At 49.1% G+C, this 16,837-nt stretch carries 10 protein-coding genes; 5 read left to right on the plus strand and 5 right to left on the minus strand.

What is annotated here, in order from left to right; translation table 11 throughout:
• Positions 1-1,424 (minus strand): hypothetical protein (locus GX117_12780; protein NLO34203.1); only part of this gene is annotated, 1,424 nt, incomplete at its 3' end.
• Positions 1,425-1,691: 267 nt separating this feature from the next.
• Here GX117_12780 and GX117_12785 point away from each other — a divergent pair.
• Positions 1,692-4,034, plus strand: a complete 2,343-nt coding sequence (locus tag GX117_12785; protein NLO34204.1) for a hypothetical protein — start codon at positions 1,692-1,694, stop codon at positions 4,032-4,034.
• A 277-nt stretch (positions 4,035-4,311) separates the two neighbouring features.
• Positions 4,312-6,645, plus strand: coding sequence for a hypothetical protein (locus GX117_12790; protein NLO34205.1), 2,334 nt, complete (start codon positions 4,312-4,314; stop codon positions 6,643-6,645).
• A gap of 79 nt (positions 6,646-6,724) precedes the next feature.
• Here the strand turns inward: GX117_12790 and GX117_12795 are convergent, their stop codons facing one another.
• Positions 6,725-10,288, minus strand: a complete 3,564-nt coding sequence (locus tag GX117_12795) for an MFS transporter (protein NLO34206.1) — start codon at positions 10,286-10,288, stop codon at positions 6,725-6,727.
• A gap of 183 nt (positions 10,289-10,471) precedes the next feature.
• Positions 10,472-10,945 (minus strand): MarR family transcriptional regulator, encoded by a 474-nt coding sequence (locus GX117_12800; protein NLO34207.1) that lies wholly within the window; start codon positions 10,943-10,945, stop codon positions 10,472-10,474.
• Positions 10,946-11,521: 576 nt separating this feature from the next.
• Here GX117_12800 and GX117_12805 point away from each other — a divergent pair.
• From GX117_12805 to ccsA, 3 genes are all read left to right on the plus strand, one after another.
• Positions 11,522-12,217: a hypothetical protein gene (locus tag GX117_12805; protein ID NLO34208.1), complete on the plus strand. Its 696-nt coding sequence runs from the start codon at positions 11,522-11,524 to the stop codon at positions 12,215-12,217.
• On the plus strand, positions 12,214-13,362 hold the full coding sequence (locus GX117_12810; GenBank protein NLO34209.1) for a cytochrome c biogenesis protein ResB: 1,149 nt from the start codon (positions 12,214-12,216) through the stop codon (positions 13,360-13,362). Before GX117_12805 ends, GX117_12810 begins: the two co-directional genes overlap by 4 nt.
• A 100-nt stretch (positions 13,363-13,462) precedes the next feature.
• Positions 13,463-15,355 carry a cytochrome c biogenesis protein CcsA gene (gene ccsA / locus GX117_12815; GenBank protein NLO34210.1) on the plus strand — a complete coding sequence of 631 codons (1,893 nt, stop codon included), beginning with the start codon at positions 13,463-13,465 and terminating at the stop codon, positions 15,353-15,355.
• Between the two features lie 23 nt (positions 15,356-15,378).
• Here ccsA and GX117_12820 read toward each other — a convergent pair whose 3' ends face one another.
• Both GX117_12820 and serS read right to left on the minus strand, forming a co-directional pair.
• Positions 15,379-16,128 carry an NAD-dependent deacylase gene (locus GX117_12820; protein NLO34211.1) on the minus strand — a complete coding sequence of 250 codons (750 nt, stop codon included), beginning with the start codon at positions 16,126-16,128 and terminating at the stop codon, positions 15,379-15,381.
• A 14-nt stretch (positions 16,129-16,142) separates the two neighbouring features.
• Positions 16,143-16,837: serine--tRNA ligase (serS, locus tag GX117_12825; GenBank protein NLO34212.1), on the minus strand; the 695-nt coding region annotated here is incomplete at its 5' end.

A 16,837-nucleotide genomic window follows, 5' to 3' on the forward strand; every position in this document is an offset into this window, starting at 1 on the left:
ACAAGCAACATGTACGGGCTTTCCACACCACGCAAATCAAAACACGAATCGGCATGTTCAGCCAATACGGTGGGCGCAAAGGGCCGGAATGATTCACGAAACTTAATTTTAAGGTTGAGCACACTCTGCATGTCTCGGGAACGGGGATCGCCCAAAATACTGCGTGCGCCCAAGGCACGCGGTCCGTATTCCATACGGCCTTGATGCCAGCCAATTACCTTTTCGCTGCTCAGCAGATCTGCCACGACTTCCGGAAGTTCTTCCTGAGAAAGCTTCCGATAAGGGATGTGTCTCTCATCTAAAAATGCTTGTATTTCGTCATCGCTAAAAGCAGGGCCAAGATACGAAGCTTTTTGTATCCGCGGCGTGACAGTTCTCGGATTTCCAAGTAATTGATGCCATGCGAGCATCGCTGCTCCTAAGGCATTGCCGCCATCCCCCGCGCACGGTTGTATCCACATATTTTCAAAGGGACCTTCCCGCAGCACAATACCATTAGCAACACAGTTGAGCGCCACACCGCCGGCAAGGCAGAGATTTTTCATTCCTGTCTCAGCATGAACATGTCTTGCGATTTTCAGCATAACTTCTTCGGTTACGACCTGGATGCTGCTGGCAAGATCCATTTCCCGTTGGGTGATTTTGGTTTCTGATTTGCGCTCGGGACCGTCGAAAAGTTTGGCGAAACGGCGGTTCGTCATGCGCAGCCCGGCACAGTAATCAAAGTAACGCATGTTTAATCGAAAGGAACCGTCGTCGTGAATATCAATGAGTTCTTTCTTGATGATATCCACATAACGAGGCTCGCCGTAAGGCGCCAATCCCATCAATTTATATTCGCCGCTGTTCACCTTGAAGCCGGTGAAATAGGTGAAGGCAGAATAAAGTAAGCCCAAGGAGTGGGGGAAGTTAATCTCTTTTAGGATTTCGACCTTACCGCCACGGGCAACGCCGTAAGTAGTTGTTGCCCACTCACCGACACCATCGACCGTGATAAAAGCAGCCTCCTCAAAAGGGCTGGGGAAAAAGGACGCTGCTGCATGGGACAAATGATGGGTGGAAAACAGAATCTTGCCTTGATAATCCAAACGTTTACGAATGGTGTTTCGGACGAAGAGTTTTTCTTTTAGCCACGACGGCATTTGAGACAGAAAAGAAAAATATCCGTGTGGGGATGACGCGAGATAGGTCATTAGCAAGCGTTCAAATTTGATCAAGGGCTTGTCGTAAAAGGCGATATAATCCACTTGATCAATTGAAATACCACCTTCGCGAAGGCAGTAGGCTGCAGCATGTTCCGGGAAACGGGGATCATGTTTTTTACGTGAAAAGCGTTCTTCCTGGGCAGCTGCGACAATGTCTCCATCCCGTAGCAACGCAGCGGCACTGTCATGGTAAAACGCGGAAATGCCCAATATATTCATACATATCCTTGCAGTAAAAAATAGTCGATGATTAATAGAAAGTGAGCGTTTCTTTGGCGCTGTAAACGCCTACGGAAACGGTTAAGCACTTCATTGTAAAGGCTTATAAACAATGGATTCAAACTTTTGAAGCTTCTCCGCACTTCCGCGCTAAGCGGTAGCTTAACCCGAAATTTTCGCTAAGGTTGATTTATCCTTCTAAGTATGATAACTTTCTCCTTTCCTTATGAATTACCAAAACATATAAAGAAGGAAGGAAGCACACACATGAACATGAATATTTACATGAAGTTGGCGTTGATCTTGGCGCTCGCTTGCCACGGCATGGTGTTGGCAGACGATACCTATTTGCGCGCTCCCGATCAATGCGCGTGGTCGCCCGTATCAGACTCGGTCTACTTGCAGGAGGTGGGCAATCAGGTTGTTTCAGACAGTCCCATCATCACCTTCGCAGTCTTTGACGGTACCGTATTTATGAGTACCGGTGAAGAGGTCTACGAGTGGGATAACGTCAGCCTTGCGCCTATTTCCGAAGCGCCAGCCGGATTAAACCGACTGCGGGTTGTCGACGATGCCTTGTGGGGGCTGTCCGGTGATGGATTATTCCGCTACGATGGCTATGACATCGAAAAGCTCAGTAATGAAGGCTTCGTAGATATTACGATGGTGCGCGGTAAAGTCTATGCTGCCACGCGCAATACGGTCTATAGCTACGAATCAGGATCTCTTCAATCCATTGAACCTGAAGCGGGCTTTCGAAGCACCAATACCACGTATCATATGGAAGACGGCTCCCAGATCTTAATGAACCCGGAACGTATCGGCCCCATTTCGCGGATTGCCGAATACAGCGAAACCTTATACGTTATGCGGCCCGGAGAACTCGTCTTGCTGGATAACGATTTGGTAGATCCGCGCGTCGCAGATTGGGGCATGCCGCCCTCAAAAAACTTCCGGGATATGATCGCCATGGGCAGCCGCCTTTTTGTAGGTACCGACAGAGGCCTCGCCGTTTTGCGCGGTATGGCGTTGACCAGTCTCAACGGAAAGGATGGGCTTCCTTACGAAGATATCACCTGTTTGGCGGAAGGCTTTGACGGTGATCTGTGGATCGGAACCACTTGGGGCGCCATTCGCTATCTCAAAGACGGCTCTTTTCATTATTTCGCCGGGAAACGTTGGTTGCCCAACGACTATGTAAACGATATCAGTATTTCCGGTGATGCCGTATATATTGCCACCAATGGCGGCTTAGGCATTATTAAGTATGAGCCCTTCACGCTTCAGAAGAAAGCAGCGCTCTATGAACGGCGCCTTGAAGAGTGGGGCCATAAACGACTGGGATTTGTCCATCTCCTCTATAGAGCCGGTTCGAATGAACCTTGGATGCGCGAGATTACAGATAATGACGGTGGTTTCACCACCCATTACCTGACTGCCATGACCTATAAATACGCTGTCACCCAAGATCCTAAAGATTGGGAAGAGGCGGTGAACACCCTCAAAGCGATGGTGTGGCTTGAAGAAATTACGGATATACCGGGTTTTGTGTCGCGCGCGATTTGGTCGGTTCATGGCGATGCGGGCGAGAAAGCCAAAGGCGGATCCGGCGGCTTGCCCGCCCGTTGGGTTCCCACACCTGACGGCAACTTCGAATGGAAGGGAGACACTTCAAGCGATGAAATCGGCGCGCATTATTATGCTATGGCAACTTTTTGCAGTGTAGCGCCGGATGGCCCCGAGAAGGAACGGGCCCGTGAACATATCAACCGTGTTACCCGTCATATTGTCGACAATGGTTGGAAGCTCCGCGATAAAGGGGGCGAATTGACACGGTGGGGACGCTGGGATCCCGAATATTTGCAACGCCCATACGGCATGTATGCTCAAGGCCTCAACGGCATGGAAGCACAGTCCTATGTGACTACGGCCATCGGATTGGTGGGCGATGACTATTTCAGAGATGCCCTCCAACAATTATTGGACTGGCGGTACCATGAACATACGGTACGCCAAAAACTTACCTTCCCGCCCGACGATATCACCATGTGGGACGATCAAATCGCATTTCTTGCCTATTATTCTTTAATCAAATATACGGAGAAAGATTGGCTGCGCGCCTTGTATCGCCGCAGCTTGGAACGGAGCTGGGAAATCAAGCGGCTTGAAAAACATCCATGGTTCAATTTCCTTTATGGCGCCATGACCGGTAATGATTGTGAAGCGGAAAAGGGCGTGGAATTCCTTCGAGATTGGCCCTTGGATTTGATCAGTTACACCTTCAAAAATTCGCAGCGCGCCGATCTGCATCCTGAACCCGGATATGTTCCCTATGCTTTAGGACCTGATACGGACTCGCCCAAACAGATTTCTCCGCGAGAATCAGAACCGAAGAAACTTGACAGCACCCTGTTGTCCTTGGATGGCGGCTCGGGCGGCAACCGATCCATCTCGCCGACAGCTTGGCTTGAGTGCTACTGGATGGGCCGTTACTATGGGATGATTGAAGCGCCGGAAAGCACAGATACACGCTTGACCGGCATTGAAGAGCGACCTTTACGCCGCCCCTTGGGAGCGGCAGCTTACGACGGGCCTCCACGACCCTTCTAAGGCGTTTAGAAACGAAGCGAACAAAGCTTCGTAGTATTGCGTTGTACTATATCTCTATCCCCGAATATTCATCCCTACTGAAGCGGCGGATGAATACTTCGGGGATAGCTGTGTTTAGAAGAGAAGGGAAGTAGTGCGTAGGTCAGGGAAGGTCTAAAAATCAATACATAGAAAGGGCGAAATGGAACCGAGGTTGATTTTTCTCTCCGTGTATGATAAGTTTCTTTTTCACCTATCCATTAAAAAACATTTGAGAAGAAAGGTATTGTGCCCTGAAATGAAAAGAAACCTTAAGTTGGCTTTGATCTTTGTACTGACTTGTCAGTTTATTGTATTCGCGGAAGATTCTTATTTGCGCAGTCCCGACGAACGCATGTGGACGCCTGTTGCCGACGCGGTCTATTTGCAAGAAGTAGGCAGCCAAGTTGCCTCGGAGAATCCCTTCATCACGCTTGCCGCCTTCGACGGCTCCGTCTTTGTCAGTACCGGCGAGGCGGTCTACGAGTGGGATGGCGTAAGTCTATCGCCCATTGCCGAAGCGCCGGCGGGCTTAAAACGACTGCGTGTTGTAGACGGCGCCTTATGGGGCATGTCTGATCAGGGCTTGTACCGATATGATGGATACAATATCGAAAAGCTCAGCGAGGAAGGCTTCGTAGATGTTTCCATGGTACGTGGTCAGGTCTATGCCGCAACGCGTAATACCGTATATAGCTACAAATCAGGCACGCTTCAGTCCATTGAACCTGAGAGCGGATTTCGAAGCACCAACACCACCTTTCATATGGAAGACGGCTCCCAGATTTTGATGCGTCCTGAACGAATCGGTCCCATTTCACGCATCGCTGAGTACAGTGAAACCCTCTATGTCATGCGCCCCGGTGAACTCGTTTTGCTGGATAACGATTTGGTCGATCCTCGGGTAGCCGATTGGGGCATACCGCCGTCAAAGAACTTCCGAGATATGATCGCCATGGGCAGCCGGCTTTTTGTGGGCACCGATAAAGGCATTGCCCTCTTGCGGGGTATGTCCATGACCACTTTAAACGGTAAGGATGGACTTCCTTACGAAGATGTCACGTGTTTTGCACAGGGCTTCGACGGAGAACTTTGGATCGGAACCACGTGGGGCGCGATACGCTATCTCAAAGACGGCTCTTTCCATTATTTCGCGGGAGAACGGTGGCTGCCCAACGATTATGTCAATGATATTAGTGTTTTCGATAAAACCGTTTACATTGCCACCGACGGCGGACTGGGTATTCTTGAATATGAACCCTTCACGCTGCAAAAGAAAGCGGCGCTCTATGAGCGGCGCATTGAAGAGTGGGGACACAAACGCTTGGGATTTATTAACCGTCTCAGCAGAAGCAGTACTGACGCCCCGTGGATTCGCAGTATCACCGATAATGACGGCGGCTTTACTACCCATTATTTGACAGCGATGATCTATAAATATGCAGTCACTCAAGATCCCAAAGACTGGGAAGAAGCCGTGAATAGCTTGAAAGCCATGGTGTGGCTGGAAGAAATAACGGAAATACCGGGTTTTGTCGCCCGTTCTATTTGGTCGGTTCACGGCGACGCGGGAGAAAAATCCACAGGCGGTTCCGGCGGTTTGCCCGCACGTTGGGTTCCCACGCCGGACGGAAATTTTGAATGGAAGGGCGACACGTCAAGCGATGAGATTGGCGCTCATTATTATGCTATGGCGACCTTCTGCAGCGTAGCACCTGATGGGCCGGAAAAGGATCGCGCCCGTGAACATGTCAATCGTATTACCCGCCACATTGTCGACAACGGATGGAAGCTCCGTGACAAGGGCGGCGAATTAACGCGCTGGGGCCGTTGGGATCCCGAATATTTGCAACGCCCCTACGGCATGTATGCCAAAGGGCTGAACGGCATGGAAGCGCAATCTTATGCCACCACTGCCATTGGATTGGTGGGCGATGACTATTTCAGAGACGCCCTTCAACAGCTCTTGGATTGGCGCTATCATGAACATACGATCCGCCAAAAACTTAACTTTCCGCCCGACGACGTTACCGAATGGGATGATCAAATTGCATTTCTTGCCTACTATCCCTTGCTCAAGTACACCGAGATTGATTGGCTTCATGCCCTCTATCGTCGCAGCTTAGAACGGAGTTGGGAAATCAAACGGATTGAAAAGCATCCGTGGTTCAACTTCCTTTATGGCGCTATGACCGGCAATGACTGTGAATTGGAAGATTCCGTCGCGTACCTTCGCGATTGGCCTTTGGATGTAATCAGTTACACCTTTAAAAATTCGCAGCGTGCCGATCTCTTCTCGGAACCTGGCTATGTTCCCTATGCCGTGGGACCGGATACAGACTCGCCCAAAGGGATTTCGCCCCGTGAATCGGAAGCCAAAGAATTGGATCGTTCGCTCTTGCGCTTAGACGGCGGCTCCGGCGGCAGACGATGCAACGCGCCCATCGCATGGCTTGAAATTTACTGGATGGGTCGTTATTTTGGGATGATTGAAGCGCCTGAGACCAAAGACCCGCGCTTGACAACTATTGAAGATCAGCCGCTGCGTTCCTTGGGCGCCGCCCCCTACGAGGGACCTCAACGACCCTTCTAAACTATACAGAATTATAGGTATCGTTATTGCCTTTCAAAAGACAGACCGCGCAGGTCTGTCTTTTTCTATGGCGCAGCAATCAAGAGCGGAAGGCATCAAAGGCGAGTTGTTTCGCTTTGCGTAAATCTGTTTTGCCTGTGCCCAACAAAGGAATTTCCTCTATCTTTTTAAAGGCATTCGGACGAGGCCGCCATAAATTGGGCAAATCAGCCTGCGGCAGCCGTTCTTTCACCAGCGCCAAGGCAGCATCATCAAGGGTGTGTAAGACAACCAAGCGTTCGCCGCGCTGGTCGTCAGGGACGCCCATGACGATCATCAATTGTTCTTCCGATTGGATCAATTGGTGAAGGACTTCTTCCACTTTTGTGTGGGGTACCATTTCGCCGCCAATCTTGCTGAAACGAGCGAGCCGGTCGGTTATAAAAATGAAGCCTTCTTCATCAAGGGAAGCGATGTCACCGGTAATATACCATCCGTCCCGCATGACTTCCGCTGTTTTCTGTTCATTATGGTAATAGCCCTTCATGATGTTGGCGCCGCGCACGAGGAGCAGCCCCGCCTCGCCGACCGGCAGCTCTTCATAGCTGTCCGGATCAACCACTTTAACAGCCTGATAGGGGAAGGGGCGTCCGACACTTCCGCGTTTACCATGGCGCGTGAAAAAGCCGGGCGATTCTTCATCAAAGAGACTAACCGATACGACGGGGGCGCATTCTGTCGTGCCATAGCCTTCCATAGGCTCGATTCCAAAACGGTTATGAAAACCATCTCGTATGCGATCAGGCATTTTTTCTGCGCCTCCAACGACGCAGGTCAAACTTTTTAATTGTTCCGGTTCTGCACGGCGTATAAAGCCTTGGAGAAAAGTGGGCGTCGCGACCATGACAGAGCCCTTGTACTTGTGAATCAGTTGGGCTATGGGCTTGGGTTCAAGCGGGTTGGGATGAAATACGGCGTGCAAGCCTTCCATGAGCGGTGTCCATAATATGACGGAGAAACCAAAGGAATGGAAAAAAGGAAGGAAGCCGACGAGATTGGTGTGTTTGTCGTGGGGCACCATTTCGCGCATGCCTTCAAATACCGTCAAGATATTTCGATGGGTGAGGACGATACCTTTGGGAATGCCTTCGCTGCCGCTGGAAAAGATAATGGTCGCCACGTCTTCTTCTGTTTTGGGCTGTGCGCCGAGGAGCCGCGTCAATAGGCGTCTGGGCACAAAAAGTGTCATCATCATCGCGGTCAGCTGATCCCATTTGCTGACTTTTTTGCGGATGTCTTCCAGATAAATGGGGATTCCGGGGGGTGTAATGGGTACACGATCTAAAAAGGCACGGGCCGTTACGGTATATTTTATATCACAGCGCTCTGCACAATCGGCGATGATTTCGGAAGAGGCCGTATAATTTAAATTAACAGGAACTTTACCCATGATTTGAAGCGCTGTATTGGCTAATGCGCCTGCCACCGTGGACGGCATCAATACGCCGACCATTTCTGTCTTGCCCATAATCGCCTTGAATTTTCGTGCCAAGGCAATGGACGCGACAAGGGTTTTAAAATAATTCAATTCGCCCGACATGGCGTCCACAAAACATAAACGCCACAAATAACGACGGGCAACTTGGATAAAACGATATTGTAAAATGCTGCCCCGATACGTTCTCGAAAAATAACCTTCCACATTTTCCAGGCAAACACTTTCACGAATTTTAAAAGCGCTCATAGGCATCGGCAGCGGCATACCGCAACGGACATAAATGCGCAGACGCGGCATGAGCGGAAGAAAGCAACGGATACGCATATCCTTGAAGGAATAGAGGATTTCGCACAGACGATTCATGGCTATGGGAAGGATGGGCGTGTCGGGCGTAGGCAAAAGCTGCGTATAATCCTTGAACCAAGGCAGTTCCATGCCTTCCTTCTCTAATTGGGAACTGCAATTGATACAGACCAGATGACCTTGTGCGAGGAGTTCGCGAATTTTGTGCGCACTCGATTCTAGTGATGTTGCGTTCGAGGAATCGACAGGGAGCAGCTGCATACCCCGGGCAAAGCCTTTGATCCACGGTACATCCAAGGCCTTCTCACCAATAACAAAGTAAATCTCGCGGTCCAAGGCGGCTTGAATTACCATGGTATCTACAAAACTCTCGTGGTTTGCGATCAGCAACGCGCCGCCTTCTTCAGGAACGTGATTTCTGCCATGGACATGCAATTTGAAGAGCGTGCCGTCCAAGATCCACCAAAACATGCGAATAGCAACATTGGGAGAACGAAAACACTGTATCAGCCCGATACCGAGCGCACTTAAGCCCATAAAAATAAAGATATGTAAAGCGGTAAAGTGGAGACTGTTCAAGAGCAGGAAAACAATGGAGGAGCAGGCGATCCCGAGCCAGGTTAACATGTTTACCGCGGCGATTACCCCGCCCTTAACATTTTTTGGCGCGCGTCTTTGTATGGCTGCTGCCAAGGGCACCCCATAAAGACCGGCGAATATACCCAGACCGAGGAAGGCGCACAAGACAACAAGATAATGGCCGCCCGTTACCCGTGCCGCTCGCATGAGCACGCCCTCTGAGCCGCCTGTCAAAGGAACGGCAACGGCTTTTACAAGGGGTATAACGGAGCTTTGTAAGAGCTTATAGGGTATTGCCAATAGAAAAGAAAAGAACATGACCCCTAAAGCGCCTATGGGAACCAATCCCAATTCCACCTTGCCGCGCGACATGAAGCCTGCCGCCAATGCGCCGAAACCAATCCCGATCGCTACAGCAGCCAAGATATAGGACATCAAATCTTCAGAAATGAGCATATCCGCCGTGGCAAATTTTACTAGGTTTTGCCGGGCAAGAGCGCCGATAAACCAAAAATAGGTATAACCAACTACGGTATAAAAGAGAACACGATCTTTACGGATCGCATTAAAATAGGTGCTCATGCCGCCCCAAGGCTGCATAGGAATCCGCTGCAGTGGGTTGGCGGCAGGCGGGCGGGTTATAAAATAGGACGAACAGGTGCCGCCAATAGACAAGACCACCATGACAATGGACGCCAGATAAATTTTATCCGAGAGTTTTAAAAACAAGGGACCTGCAAGCCCCGTGCCTAAGATAATGGCGATCATGGTACCCATCTGAATAACACCATTACCCCAAGATAAACGGTCAGAAGGTAAAATCTCCGGCAGGATGCCATATTTTGCCGGACCGAAAATGGCGCTTTGTGTCGCCATCATAAACAGCAAGAACCAGATGAAGGGGGAGAAGCCCAGATAAAACGCCACACCGCCCAGTGCCATGATGACAATTTCAAGCCATTTTGCTGCTATAGCGATAGTTTGTTTGCTATAGCGATCGGCCAAGGCACCAAAAATGGCGGGAAATAAAATAAAGGGCAGTGAAAACAAAAAGGTGGCGAAGGCGGGTACAAAAGTATCCGCTGTGAATCTGCCGAAATAAAGATAATCACCATTATTTCCGGAAAACGCCTTGAAGGATGCCAGAAGATAAAAGGTGATCACCCACTGGTAGAGATTATCATTGAATGCGCCCTGAAATTGGGTAACCATGAGCGCCCAAAAGCCTCGTGGATTGAATACCCGTTCCTCACAACCATTCTCTTTGCGACTTACAACGTCCATAAATAGCCTCTCGTTCCAACGGCTCATTTCCAACGGCCCGGTTTTTGTAATGCCCCATACCCAAAGACAGGCAGGGGAGAGTTATTACAAGTTGTCCAAAGAAGAGCGCAATTAAAATTCCAATCAACTGGTCTTCTGCGACATATACTGAAAGACTGGAGCACCACCCTATCACAGGGTGCGTTATTGTTTCATTGATTCAGCTCGAATTTTTTCCATCTTAAAAATCATATCCTCACAATCGGCGTCTGTAAAGACCGTTAACGCGTTATGAATGGTTTCCCGATATACAGGCTCTACTTTATTAATGAGGAGCAGCCCTTTGCTTGTAAGAGAAATGTGGTAGATACGGCGATTGCCCACGACCGGATTCCGCTTAACCAGGTTCTTACTTTCCAGCTTGTCTAAAACAGAGGTGATACTCGCGCGCGTCACGACAAGCCGCTTGCCCAGATCCGATTGTGTCCATTCATTCCGCTTATACTTAAGCGCAAACAAGACGTTGAACTGCGCCTCAGTCAAACCAAAGCTGCGAAATAAATGCGATCCTTTTAGCGCAATGACATTGGCTGTACGAACAATATTCAACACCAATTCATGACGAATATCTTCCATGGGTTGTTCAAGTAAAAGTTCTTTATTAATTGATGCAGTCATTCATACCCCTTTATGCGGTAATACAATGAATTATCCAATTGCACGTTATTGTGTCATTATAAATCATACGATTGAGAAATGTAAAGCTTCTTACAGTTTCTTCGAGAGACAATACCACCCTTATAGTTGCCCCTTGGAAAATCCTCTAACCATGCAAGACATGAACCATACGAAAAGAGGACGAAGAAATAGCCGTCGAAAAGGGAGACACAAGGCTTGGTAAACATCGACAACCTACACCTTTCTAAGGACAACGAAGAATCCGGTGGTGTATGCTGCAGTGCGGAGAAGGAACCGCTGTAGGCGGGCGATTATTCGAAGCCGTGGTCTGTGGTTGTGCGTCATGTAAGCTATTCGTTTATGGTATACTTGTGCAAATTAGAGTAAATCGCTCAGGATTCACTTTTTTTTGAAAAAAATCGGTTATAAAGAAGAACGCTTCTTTCCCGGGTTCATCAAAATCAAAAGGACTTTACTCTGGTACTAGTTTCTGTTTAAACGCCACTAAGGGCTTGTATTACAATTTATCTTGATACCATTTCCTATGCCGCGACGCGATTGGGGATTCCTCTACTCATGGTCAATAAATCTATAGTCTTGATTTGCTTTCTGTCTTTAGGATTATGGGGATGTTCGTCAGAAAAGTCCGTTCATGAAATAACTGATATCCGTGAGGTTCCACCCGAAAACTATATGGCGCCTTTAAAGATGACGACGCAAGAGCGTTTCGGCTTATCCGATTCCGCTTTTCCCGACAATCATCCACAGATCCATGATCTTGCCGCCCATGAAGCGCCTGTAGTGGAGACGATGCCCGGCGGCGGCGCTGCCCAACTTAGCTGGGAGGTGCCCACCGGATGGCAGGAAGGGGAAGCTCGGGCGATGCGTTTGGCAACCTATTACCCGGATCATCCGGAAGGAAGTGAATGTGCGGTCACTGTGTTGGGCGGCACGGCGGGCGGCATTATTGCGAATGCAAATCTCTGGCGTTCCCAAGTAGGTCTTTCTTCTTTGAGCCCCGAGGAGGAAAAGCTATTGGAAAGATTTCCCATGTTAGATGGTGAAGCCACGTATATTGAGTGTGTTAATCCGCAGCCGAAAAGCAGCGAGCATCCCAATGCTGTCCGTGTGTTACTGGGCGCCATATGTCCTCTGGAAAAGGAGACACTCTTTGTAAAACTCACGGGACCTATTGAAGCTTTAACGGAACAAAAAGAAAACTTGATGCGTTTTCTACAGTCTTTCCACATGGAGGATACTCCCGGGTCATGATCTGGCTGAAACGTACTATACAATTTTTGGGCTCTTACGGTCTGTCTGTCGTGTTGCTTTTGGCGCTGCTCCTGTTAGTCTTCTTTGGCACACTTGAACAAACACGAATGGGGCTTTACGAGGCACAACAAAAATATTTCGAATCGATTTTCTTGGTTCATTGGCTTTTTGGACGATTGCCCCTTGTCCTTCCGGGAGGTTATCTCCTCTTGGCTTTGGTGTTTATCAGTATGCTGATCGGTGCCATTATACGAGCGCCCAAACGACTTACCCGGCCGGGGCTCCTCATAGCTCATGCAGGTATTATCGTCTTAATTGTTGCGGGTTTCGTTAATCATCACTATTCCGTATCCGGCAACATGCCCCTTTATGAAGGCGCCGAAAGCAACAAGTTTTTAAATTATTTTGATTGGGAACTTCAAGTCTTTGAAGTTAAGCCTGAGTCGGGAATCCGTTGTTTTGTCATTCCTCAAGAACAATTCCAAAAATGTACCGCAAACAAGGTTGCTTTCTTTGAAGAAGCTTCCCTTCCTTTCCAATTGGAAATCAGTCGTTATATGCAAAATAGTGTTGCCGCTTCAGGATCGGGAACGCTGTCCGTGGACAATGTGATATTGGAAGAAGTCGAGGCTGCTCCGTCTGCTGAAATGAATATTCCCGGCATGAAGATACGTATTTTAGGGGATAGAGAAGAAGAGGGTTTGTTGTGGGGAGCACAAAAAGCGCCCCTCCTTGTTCAGGTGGATGATAGACAATATTCTTTTTCCTTGACCAAAAAGGAATATGACCTCCCCTTTAGATTGCGCCTTAACGAATTTATTCATGAAAAGCATCCGGGCACTGACCTGCCCAGTATGTTCGCCAGTAAAATGCTCCTTTTGGATGGGGAACTGTCCCGAGAAGTTCTTATCCGCATGAACGAACCGCTCCGATATAGGGGCTATACTTTTTATCAAGCATCTTGGGGACCGACGAATGCGAAAGAAGGGGATGCCCTCTATTCCGTGCTCGCTGTAACCCGAAATGGTATTACAGAACACTGGCCTCTCTATGCTTCCTGCTTGATTTCTTTTGGTCTGCTTTTTCATTATGGTCAAGTGTTGCTGCGTTATTTAAAAAGAAGCCAAAAGAAAAGTTCAGCGTAAGGGGTCTGTATTGCTTCGTAGTGTTTGACATCATTTTTGCGAATAGGGTTAGTAGAGCACAAGAATGAAAAAAATATTTCTGATAGGAATCTGTTGCGTCTTGGTTGCGTCAATGGCCGCAGCAGAAATACCGGTCTGGTCGGATGACGTCCTTGATTTGTTTGCCTCCATCCCGGTACAGGAATCCGGGCGTATCAAGCCTTTGGATACGGTGGCCCGCTTTTATCTATTACGATTAAATGGAAAACGCAGTCTGCGCGTAGAGAATGATGGGAAAAGCCAATCCCGATCTTCTTTGGAATGGTTTTTGGATTGTCTCTTCTACCCGGAGGTGACAGATACCTATCGCTGTTTCAGTGTTGATTCTTACGAGGCCGTCACTGCTGCAGGCATCGAGGCGCACGGCAAGAAAAGAGATCGCTACTCGTACCATGAATTACAACCCGGCTTGGACCGTCTTATGTCGTTGGCACAAAAAGCCGCGGAATTGCCGCCCGAAACACAGACCTTTGTTGATACGCAGATTATCACCTTGGCGGGCAACGTGCTTGCTTATGAGTCACTGACCCACTTTCTCGATTTTGCGAAAATCCGTTATGAAACGGAAAACAACGCGATCCTCACCTCCGTTTTTAACGATAGAGAGACCGTGCGGACAAGCGATATTTTAGAAAAAATCCCCAAACACATGGAAACGCTGATCGAACAGTCTCATCAACTGAGCGATGAAGAACGGCAACCCCTATCACAGGGCATCAATCAGTTGTTTTCCCTTTTGGATCATGCCGTTTTGAATGCGGGACTTTTTGCCTTCTTAGCGCCTGATGAACGGGAAGAAAACGTCTGGCTGTCGCCTGCCGATATTATGGAGCAGTCCTTTGAGTCGACCGCTTCCATGGATGGGTACATTGAAGGCCTGCGTATTTTTGAAGCCATGACCGATAGTCTGACCAGTCCCTCAGCCTTTTATGACACCCTTCGAAATCTTCATCGGGTTTTAATTTCCCGTGCCACCGCCAGAAATGAATACAAACACATTAATTTGGAGATACATTACTACCGGGCGAACTATCTTTTCTTTAGTCAATGGTTGTTTCTCACCTCCTTCCTGCTGATAGCCATCACGTGGCTGCGGAAAAAGAGTGACGGCTGGTCTCTTTTAATGAATTTTTCGCTCTTGCCGCCCATAGCCTTGCTTGCTATCAGTATAACCTTACGCTGTATCATTCGAGAACGGCCGCCGGTCACAACCCTTTACGAGACCATTCTCTTTTCCACGCTTATTGCCGCCCTATTAGGCTTTGCGTTGGAGCTCGTCTCACGCAATCGAATTTCCATGTCACTGGGCGCGCTGTTTGGGTTGTTGGGTTTGTTTTTCGCATGGCGCTATGAAGCCCGGGAAGGGACCGACACCATGCCGGCGGTCATTGCCGTGCTCGACACCAATTTTTGGCTCGCAATCCATGTAACTACCATTATCATTGGTTATGGCGCCGGTTTATTTACGGCTGCCCTTGGTCATGTCTCTGTTTTCCTGCGGATTCTGCGCTTGAAACAACACCGCCCAAGTTTCTTCAATGATTTAGGACGTATCACCTACGGCGTATTTTCTTTTTGTCTCGTCTTCACACTCATAGGAACCGTGTTGGGCGGTATATGGGCCGCCCAAAGTTGGGGCCGTTTTTGGGGCTGGGATCCCAAAGAAAATGGGGCGCTGTTGATCGTGTTGTGGGCGTTGGCGATTCTTCATGCACGGCGTGGGGGGTACTTGCGCCACGACGGGATCGCGTTGAGTGCCATCGTTTTGGGGATGATCGTCGTCTTCGCATGGTGGGGCGTTAATGCGCTTGGTGTGGGCCTGCACAGCTATGGCTTCACGAGCGGCATTTGGGGCGTATTGCTGGCGTTTTGGGCGGTGGAAACAGCGATCATCCTTGCGGGAGCCGTCACCATGTGGTTTTATCGCGACAAAAAGCGCCTCTCCGCGCCATAAAACGAGGCTCTTTTCTCAGGCTTCTACGCCTCAACCCACTTGAGGAGTTCAGGCAATACAACGGCCGCCCTGCCTTGCAGGAATATGTCACTCACTGTGTTGGAAAATGCGGTGGGTTCAATATTGCACTCTATCACGGTTGCGCCGCCTTCTTTTGCGAGATAGGGGAGACTTGCCGCGGGGAAGACGGTGGCGGATGTCCCGATCACGAGCATGACATCGCATCCCCTTGCCAGTCGCTCCGCCGTGGTCAGTGCATATTCCGAAATAATTTCGCCAAAGAGGATTACATCAGGCTTCATGTATCCGCCGCATTCGCATCGCGGCGCGCCGAGAACCCGTTGGCTCAAGTCCATCGGGCGGCGCCTATTACAGGCGGGGCAAACAATTGTATCCGCATTTCCATGATACTCAATTACCGTTTTGCTGCCCGCATGATGATGTAAAGCATCAATGTTTTGGGTAATAACGGCTTTGATATGCCCGAGTTCTTCCAAATGGGCAAGGGCAAGATGGGCGGGGTTGGGCGATACACCTTTTAAGGTGTCCGCCAAGGCATACCACATTTCCCAAACTTTATCCGGATTTTGCAAAAAGGCATCCATGGTCGCATATTCCGTTGGATCATATTTTGCCCATAAACCGTCTGCACTTCTAAAATCGGGAATACCGCTGTCAACGGAAATGCCTGCGCCCGTCACAGCGATACCGTTTAACGTTCCGCGCAGAGCGGCTGCCGCTTCCTGTAATAGGGTTACGTCTAACTGTGTCATAATCTTTTCACCTGCTAAATGTTTGTGGGAGCGATTCGCTCCAAGCCGTTCATATAGGGGCGTAATGCCTCGGGTATGATAACCGACCCATCTTCTTGCTGGTAATTCTCAAGAATAGCCACGACCGTCCGGCCAACGGCAATTCCCGACCCGTTTAAGGTATGTACAAATTCAAGCTTTTTATCTCGGCGAAAGCGTATGTTCGCACGGCGCGCTTGAAAATCAGTAAGGTTGGAGCAGGAACTGATTTCTCTATAGGTATTTTGAGCGGGCAGCCAGACTTCAAGGTCATAGGTTTTGGCGGCGGAAAAGCCCAAATCACCGGAACACAAATTAACAACACGATAGGCAAGACCGAGGCGCTGCAGGATTTCCTCAGCGTTGGCCGTGAGTTTTTCAAGTTCATCCCACGACCTTTCCGGCATCGTGAATTTAACCATTTCCACTTTATTAAATTGATGAACCCGTATCATGCCCCGTGTATCTTTTCCATAAGAGCCCGCTTCACTACGAAAACATGGGGTGTACGCTGTGTAGCAGCGCGGCAATGAATCCATATCAAGAATCTCATCGCGATGAATGTTGGTGACCGGGACTTCAGCCGTAGGGATGAGCCATAAATCGGTCTCTTGGACTTTAAACGAATCGCTTGAAAACTTCGGCAATTGACCGGGGCCGCGCATCGAATCAGAATTGACCAGTACGGGCG

The organism is Candidatus Hydrogenedentota bacterium (assembly GCA_012523015.1).
Lineage (GTDB): Bacteria > Hydrogenedentota > Hydrogenedentia > Hydrogenedentales > CAITNO01 > JAAYBJ01.

What these genes read in the sequence shown, in the direction of transcription:
- GX117_12810 (NLO34209.1), top strand. Translation starts at nt 12,214, where the DNA reads ATGATCTGGCTGAAACGTACTATACAATTTTTGGGCTCTTACGGTCTG.
- GX117_12805 (NLO34208.1), top strand. Translation starts at nt 11,522, where the DNA reads ATGGTCAATAAATCTATAGTCTTGATTTGCTTTCTGTCTTTAGGATTA.
- GX117_12790 (NLO34205.1), top strand. Translation starts at nt 4,312, where the DNA reads ATGAAAAGAAACCTTAAGTTGGCTTTGATCTTTGTACTGACTTGTCAG.
- GX117_12795 (NLO34206.1), bottom strand. Translation starts at nt 10,288, where the DNA reads ATGGACGTTGTAAGTCGCAAAGAGAATGGTTGTGAGGAACGGGTATTC.
- GX117_12800 (NLO34207.1), bottom strand. Translation starts at nt 10,945, where the DNA reads ATGACTGCATCAATTAATAAAGAACTTTTACTTGAACAACCCATGGAA.
- GX117_12820 (NLO34211.1), bottom strand. Translation starts at nt 16,128, where the DNA reads ATGACACAGTTAGACGTAACCCTATTACAGGAAGCGGCAGCCGCTCTG.
- GX117_12785 (NLO34204.1), top strand. Translation starts at nt 1,692, where the DNA reads ATGAACATGAATATTTACATGAAGTTGGCGTTGATCTTGGCGCTCGCT.